At 65.0% G+C, this 6,088-nt stretch carries 7 protein-coding genes; 6 read left to right on the top strand and 1 reads right to left on the bottom strand.

Features of this window, described 5'->3' with window-relative positions; all coding sequences use genetic code 11:
- Positions 1–51 precede the first annotated feature (51 nt).
- Entirely contained in the window at positions 52–222 is a 171-nt protein-coding gene (locus KGM94_RS22725; protein ID WP_300264327.1) for a hypothetical protein, read from the bottom strand.
- A gap of 253 nt (positions 223–475) precedes the next feature.
- On the opposite strand from KGM94_RS22725, the gene KGM94_RS22720 reads away from it, so the two are divergent.
- The 6 genes from KGM94_RS22720 to KGM94_RS22695 all read left to right on the top strand — a co-directional run.
- Entirely contained in the window at positions 476–1,393 is a 918-nt protein-coding gene (locus tag KGM94_RS22720; RefSeq protein WP_300264325.1) for a branched-chain amino acid ABC transporter permease LivH, read from the top strand.
- A 36-nt stretch (positions 1,394–1,429) separates the two neighbouring features.
- On the top strand, positions 1,430–2,731 hold the full coding sequence (livM, locus tag KGM94_RS22715; RefSeq protein ID WP_300264329.1) for a high-affinity branched-chain amino acid ABC transporter permease LivM: 1,302 nt from the start codon (positions 1,430–1,432) through the stop codon (positions 2,729–2,731).
- Positions 2,728–3,561, top strand: coding sequence for an ATP-binding cassette domain-containing protein (locus KGM94_RS22710; RefSeq protein ID WP_300264323.1), 834 nt, complete (start codon positions 2,728–2,730; stop codon positions 3,559–3,561). The genes livM and KGM94_RS22710 overlap by 4 nt, the downstream gene beginning before the upstream one ends.
- The gene (locus KGM94_RS22705) at positions 3,558–4,292 is read left to right on the top strand and encodes an ABC transporter ATP-binding protein (RefSeq protein WP_300264321.1); all 735 of its coding nucleotides are present in this window, start codon (positions 3,558–3,560) and stop codon (positions 4,290–4,292) included. The genes KGM94_RS22710 and KGM94_RS22705 overlap by 4 nt, the downstream gene beginning before the upstream one ends.
- A 158-nt stretch (positions 4,293–4,450) precedes the next feature.
- Positions 4,451–5,569 carry a branched-chain amino acid ABC transporter substrate-binding protein gene (locus KGM94_RS22700; RefSeq protein ID WP_300264319.1) on the top strand — a complete coding sequence of 373 codons (1,119 nt, stop codon included), beginning with the start codon at positions 4,451–4,453 and terminating at the stop codon, positions 5,567–5,569.
- A 254-nt stretch (positions 5,570–5,823) separates the two neighbouring features.
- Positions 5,824–6,088 (top strand): hypothetical protein (locus tag KGM94_RS22695; protein WP_300264317.1); only part of this gene is annotated, 265 nt, incomplete at its 3' end.

The raw sequence follows: 6,088 nt of genomic DNA, 5'->3' as shown, positions 1-6,088 counted from the left end.
CTCGCGGCGGGACTTTCGATCCACTCTGTCAGCATTTCCCGAAACTCAAGCCTAGCGCTGATCCTCGCCGTGCTGGCCGGGCTTCTTGTCGCCCTGGCGCATCGGATCCTGCTGCTGCTGTCCGGGCTTCTGGCCGCCGCCCTGCTGCTGCTGGCCGGGGCGCTGCTGGCCGGGATTGCTCTGACCCTGCTGGCCCGGATTCTGGTTCTGCTGTTTCATCATCGGAGACATCTCCCTTGTTGGACGTCAGGGTGGATAACGGGCGATGTCCGCATTGGTTGCCTGCGGAACCGGGTTCCTCGCGCAGCTCGGAACCGGCGGCGAAAAATGCCTCTGTACAAGCCTTTATATGAAGGCCCCACCCTGTTGCCGCGCCCGGTTCCCGCCTGTTAGAAAACGACACGACGCCGCACGAGGGCTGCCGGGGCCCGGCAACGATCGTTGCCGGGCGCCAGCGACCGAACAACGGCAACCCATGGACTATTTCGCCCAGCAGCTCATCAACGGACTGGTCCTCGGCTCGATCTACGGCCTGATCGCCATCGGCTACACCATGGTCTACGGCATCGTCGGCATGATCAATTTCGCCCATGGCGACATCTTCATGATCGGCGGCTTCATCGCGCTCATCACCTTCCTGATCCTGGTCTCGCTGGGCCTGACTGCAGTGCCGGTGATCCTGCTCGTGGTGTTGCTGGTCGCCATGGCGATCACCGCGCTCTACGGCTGGACGGTCGAGCGCATCGCCTACCGGCCGCTGCGGCACTCCTTCCGGCTCGCGCCCATGCTGTCGGCGATCGGCATGTCCTTCGTGCTGATGAACTACTCGCAGGTGGCGCAGGGCGCCCGCGTCAAGCCGATTCCGCCGCTCATCACCGGCGGCCATACCCTGCACGAAAGCGCCGACGGCTTTGTCGTGCAGCTCTCCAACGTCCAGATCCTGGTCGTCGTCACCACGATCGTTCTGCTGTCGATCTTCACCTGGCTGGTGTCGCACACCCGGCTAGGGCGCGACATGCGCGCCTGCGAGCAGGACCAGACCATGGCGGCGCTGCTCGGCGTCGACGTCGACCGCACCATCTCCATGACCTTCGTGATCGGCGCCGCCCTCGCCGCCGTCGCCGGCCTGATGTACCTGCTCTATTACGGCCTGGTCGACTTCTTCATGGGCTTCGTCGCCGGCATCAAGGCCTTCACCGCGGCGGTGCTGGGCGGCATCGGCTCGCTGCCGGGCGCGATGCTGGGCGGGCTTGCGATCGGCCTGATCGAGACGTTCTGGTCGGCCTATTTTTCCGTCGAATACAAGGACGTCGCCGCCTTCTCGATCCTGATCGTCGTTCTGATCTTCATGCCGACCGGTCTGCTCGGCCGTCCCGAAGTCGAAAAAGTCTGATCGGACGCGCGCGTGACAGCTCTCCCGTCCGAGACCATGCAGACCAGCCGCGCAGCCGGCATCCCCTTCATCCTGAAAAAGGCCTTCCTCAGCGCGCTGGTCGCGCTCGTGCTGTTCTCGCTGATGATCGGCATCCGCACCGAGGCCGGCTCCGACGGACAACTGACCTACTGGACGCGCTTCGGCGATCTCGCCTCCATCGTCGGCATCGTGTTCGGCGGCTCGATCGTCATCGAGTTGCTGCGGCAATGGCTCGGACCAACCGGCGCCGAGAAGCTGGTACCGCCCGCCGTGCAGCGCGGCCTGTCGCGGGCAGGCCGCCTTCTGGCGCCCGCACTGCTGATCTTCGCGCTCCTGGTACCCGTGATCTTCTACAACCAGCGCTACATCCTCGATCTCGCGATCCTCGTGCTGACTTACGTGATGCTGGGCTGGGGACTGAACGTGGTGGTCGGGCTCGCCGGCCTGCTCGATCTCGGCTACGTCGCCTTCTACGCCGTCGGCGCCTATTCCTACGCGCTGCTCGCCACCAATTTCGGCTGGTCGTTCTGGATCTGCCTGCCGCTCGCCGGCATCCTCGCCGCGTTCTGGGGCGTGATGCTCGGCTTCCCGGTGCTGCGGCTGCGCGGCGACTATCTCGCGATCGTGACGCTCGCCTTCGGAGAGATCATCCGCCTCGTCATCATCAACTGGCAGGACCTCACGGGCGGGCCGAACGGCGTCTCCGGGATTCCGCGCCCGACCCTGTTCGGCATTCCCCTCGACAACAGCGACGACGGGCTCGCCGCCAAGCTAGGCATCGAGTTTTCCGCGACCCATCGCATCATCTTCCTGTTCTACCTGATCCTGGCTCTGGCCCTCCTCACCAACTGGGTGACGATCCGCCTGCGCCGGCTGCCGATCGGCCGCGCCTGGGAAGCGCTGCGCGAGGACGAGGTCGCCTGCCGCGCGCTCGGCATCAACACCACGACCACCAAGCTCACCGCGTTCGCGACGGGTGCGATGTTCGGCGGCTTTGCCGGCGCCTTCTTCGCCACCCGCCAGGGCTTCATCAGCCCGGAATCCTTCACCTTCCAAGAATCGGCGCTGGTGCTCGCCATCGTCGTGCTCGGCGGCATGGGCTCGCAGCTCGGCGTCGCGCTGGCCGCGCTCGCCATGATCGGCGGCTTCGAATTGTTCCGGGGGCTGGAAACCTATCGCATGCTGGTGTTCGGCATGGCGATGGTGCTGATCATGATCTGGCGTCCGCGTGGCCTGATCGGCCATCGCGCCCCGACGGTCTACCTGACGAAGGCGCAGGCCATCTCCTCCGACCTCGTGAAAGAGGGTCACGGATGAGCGGCGGGCGGATCCTGAACGTCGACCGGCTCACCATGCGCTTCGGCGGCATCGTCGCCGTGCAGGATCTGTCGTTCTCGGCGGAGCAGCGCAAGGTCACCGCGTTGATCGGGCCGAACGGCGCCGGCAAGACCACCGTGTTCAATTGCATCACCGGCTTCTACAAGCCGACCGGCGGCGCCATCCGCCTGACGCATGACGACGGCCGGACGATCGCGCTCGAGCGGCTGAACGACTTCCGCATCGCCAGGCAGGCCAAGGTCGCCCGCACCTTCCAGAACATCCGCCTGTTTCCCGGCATGACGGCGCTGGAAAACCTGATGGTCGCGCAGCACAACACGCTGATGCGGGCTTCCGGCTTCACGTTTCTCGGCCTGATCGGCGCCCCCACCTATCGCAGCGCCGAAAAGAGCGCGATCGACCTCGCCACCGCCTGGCTGAAGCGGGTCGGGCTGCTGGATCGCGCCGACGACGCCGCCGGCAACCTCGCCTATGGCGACCAGCGCCGGCTCGAGATCGCACGCGCGATGTGCACCGAGCCCGCCTTGCTCTGCCTGGACGAGCCCGCCGCCGGCCTGAACGCGCGCGAGAGCGCGGCGCTGAGCGAGCTTCTGCTCTCGATCCGCGACGAGCACGGCACCTCGATCCTCCTGATCGAGCACGACATGAGCGTGGTGATGGAGATTTCCGACCACATCGTGGTGATGGATCATGGCGTGAAGATCGCCGAGGGCACGCCGCGCGAGGTGCGCGACGATCCCAGGGTGATCGCCGCCTATCTCGGCGCCGACGAAGAGGAGGCGATGGCGGTGATGGAGAGCGGGTCGTGACCGAGCCCCTGCTCGCGATCCGGGGCCTGCGCGCCGCCTACGGCAAGATCGAGGCGCTGAAGGGCGTCGACATCGAGATCAACGCCGGCGAGATCGTCGCGCTGATCGGCGCCAACGGCGCCGGCAAGTCGACGCTGATGATGTCGATCTTCGGCAAGCCGCGCGCCCGCGCGGGACGGATCCTGTTCGAAGGGAAGGACATCACCGAGGTACCCACCCACCAGATCGCGCGGCTGCGCATCGCGCAGTCGCCGGAGGGACGGCGCATCTTCCCGCGCATGAGCGTCGCGGAGAATCTGCAGATGGGCGCGGACGCAACCGGGTGCACCGAGGAGGAGCGCGAGGCGACCCTCGCGCGCGTGGTCTCGCTGTTTCCCCGGCTGAAGGAGCGCATGACGCAGCGCGGCGGGACCCTGTCCGGCGGCGAGCAGCAGATGCTGGCGATCGGGCGCGCCTTGATGAGCCGGCCTCGCCTCTTGCTGCTCGACGAGCCCTCGCTGGGACTGGCCCCGCTGATCGCGCGGCAGATTTTCGACGCCATCCGCACCCTGAACCGGCAAGACGGCCTGACCGTCCTGATCGTCGAGCAGAACGCCAATCACGCGCTGAAGCTCGCCCATCGCGGCTACGTCATGGTCAACGGCCTGATCACGCTGGCCGGAAGCGGCGCCGAGTTGCTGCAGCGCGCCGAAATTCGCGCGGCCTACCTGGAAGGCGGCCGGCGGACCTGAGACCAAAGTGGCACGCTGCGGGCCGCGGCAAGGCGAGATATCCTTCGCCTTGGCTGAATTTTGCCGATGACTTCTCGGCAAATTCATTCAAGAATGGCGCCGGTTTGGGCCGGGCGCGTCCCGGCAATTCCCACAGGCGATCACCCCCGAGGTACCTCATGAAATCACTGAAGCTCATCGGTCTGGCATTCGGCGCTTCGATCGCGCTGTCGAGCGCGGCGTTCGCGCAGGACGTCACCATCGCAGTCGCAGGCCCGATGACCGGCGGCGAGTCCGCCTTCGGCCGCCAGATGAAGAACGGCGCCGAAATGGCCGTGGCGGACCTCAACGCCGCCGGCGGCGTCAACGGCAAGAAGCTCGCGCTCGACGTCGAGGACGATGCCTGCGATCCCAAGCAGGCGCGCTCGGTCGCGGAAAAGATCGCCGGCGCCAAGATTCCGTTCGTCGCGGGGCACTACTGCTCGTCGTCCTCGATCCCGGCCTCGGAAGCCTATGCCGACGGCAACGTCCTGCAGATCACCCCGGCCTCTACCAATCCGCTGTTCACCGAGCGCAAGCTGTGGAACGTGGCGCGCGTCTGCGGCCGCGACGACCAGCAGGGCCTGATCGCTGCCCAGTTCATCGCCAAGAACTTCAAGGGCAAGAACATCGCGATCCTCAACGACAAGACCACCTACGGCAAGGGTCTCGCCGACGAGACCAAGAAGGCGCTCAACAAGGCCGGCGTCACCGAGAAGATGAACGAGTCCTACAACAAGGGCGACAAGGACTTTAACGCGATCGTGTCGCGGCTGAAGCGCGACAATATCGATCTGGTGTTCGTCGGCGGCTACCATCAGGAAGCCGGCCTGATCCTGCGCCAGATGCGCGACCAGGGCCTCAAGACGGTGTTGATGGCGGGCGACGCCATGAACGACAAGGAATTCGCCTCGATCACCGGCCCTGCCGCCGAAGGCACGCTGTTCACCTTCGGCCCCGACCCGCGCAACAAGCCGACCGCGAAGGCTATCGTGGAGAAGTTCAAGGCCAAGAACATCGATCCCGAGGGCTACACGCTCTACACCTACGCCGCGATGCAGGTCTGGACGCAGGCGGTCGCGAAGGCGAAGACCACCGATCCGAAGAAGGTCATGGAGACCATCAAGGGCGGCGAATGGGACACCGTGCTCGGCAAGCTTTCCTTCGACGCCAAGGGTGACATCAAGGTGATCGACTACGTCGTGTACAAGTGGGACGCCAAGGGTAACTACGCCGAGATCAACCCCAAGGGCTCCTGATCCGCTCTCATTCAACCGACACGTTCAACGCCCCGGTTTCGCCGGGGCGTTTTTCGTTTCGGGTTCCAGATAATTTCTTCGATGTTGGAACATTTAGGTTCCCGCCGCATTGAGCACGGTTGGGCTGGGTTCCATGTCGTTGATTCCACAACCCTAACCCTTGTTCCAACTTGATCTGCCAATGGGGCGGCAGTTCTATCGATGCGACTGCATCTCAGCCGACAGAATTCGCGCGACCTGGCCAAGGAAACACCATGAGTGAACTTTCCACTGGAGCATCACCCTCCACTCGCCGGGTCGCAAAACCCAAACCCGCCAACGGCGCATCCGATCCACTGCAGGATTTGCTTCACGCGTTGCAGGCAATGCGCGCGGGCGATTTCTCGGTGCGGATGACCGGCGATCACATCGGCATCGAGGGCAAGATCGCCGACACCTTTAATGAAATCGTCGCCGCCAACCAGCGCATGGCGCAGCAGCTCGAACACGTCGGCCAAGTCGTGGGCCGCGAGGGCAAGA

The sequence above is a fragment of the Bradyrhizobium sp. genome (genome assembly GCF_028868675.1).
Taxonomy (GTDB): domain Bacteria; phylum Pseudomonadota; class Alphaproteobacteria; order Rhizobiales; family Xanthobacteraceae; genus Bradyrhizobium.
The sequence above is the reverse complement of the archived record's forward strand: the minus strand, read 5'-3'. Positions and strand labels throughout refer to the sequence as shown.

What these genes read in the sequence shown, in the direction of transcription:
- KGM94_RS22725 (WP_300264327.1), bottom strand. Translation starts at nt 222, where the DNA reads ATGATGAAACAGCAGAACCAGAATCCGGGCCAGCAGGGTCAGAGCAAT.
- KGM94_RS22720 (WP_300264325.1), top strand. Translation starts at nt 476, where the DNA reads ATGGACTATTTCGCCCAGCAGCTCATCAACGGACTGGTCCTCGGCTCG.
- livM (WP_300264329.1), top strand. Translation starts at nt 1,430, where the DNA reads ATGCAGACCAGCCGCGCAGCCGGCATCCCCTTCATCCTGAAAAAGGCC.
- KGM94_RS22710 (WP_300264323.1), top strand. Translation starts at nt 2,728, where the DNA reads ATGAGCGGCGGGCGGATCCTGAACGTCGACCGGCTCACCATGCGCTTC.
- KGM94_RS22700 (WP_300264319.1), top strand. Translation starts at nt 4,451, where the DNA reads ATGAAATCACTGAAGCTCATCGGTCTGGCATTCGGCGCTTCGATCGCG.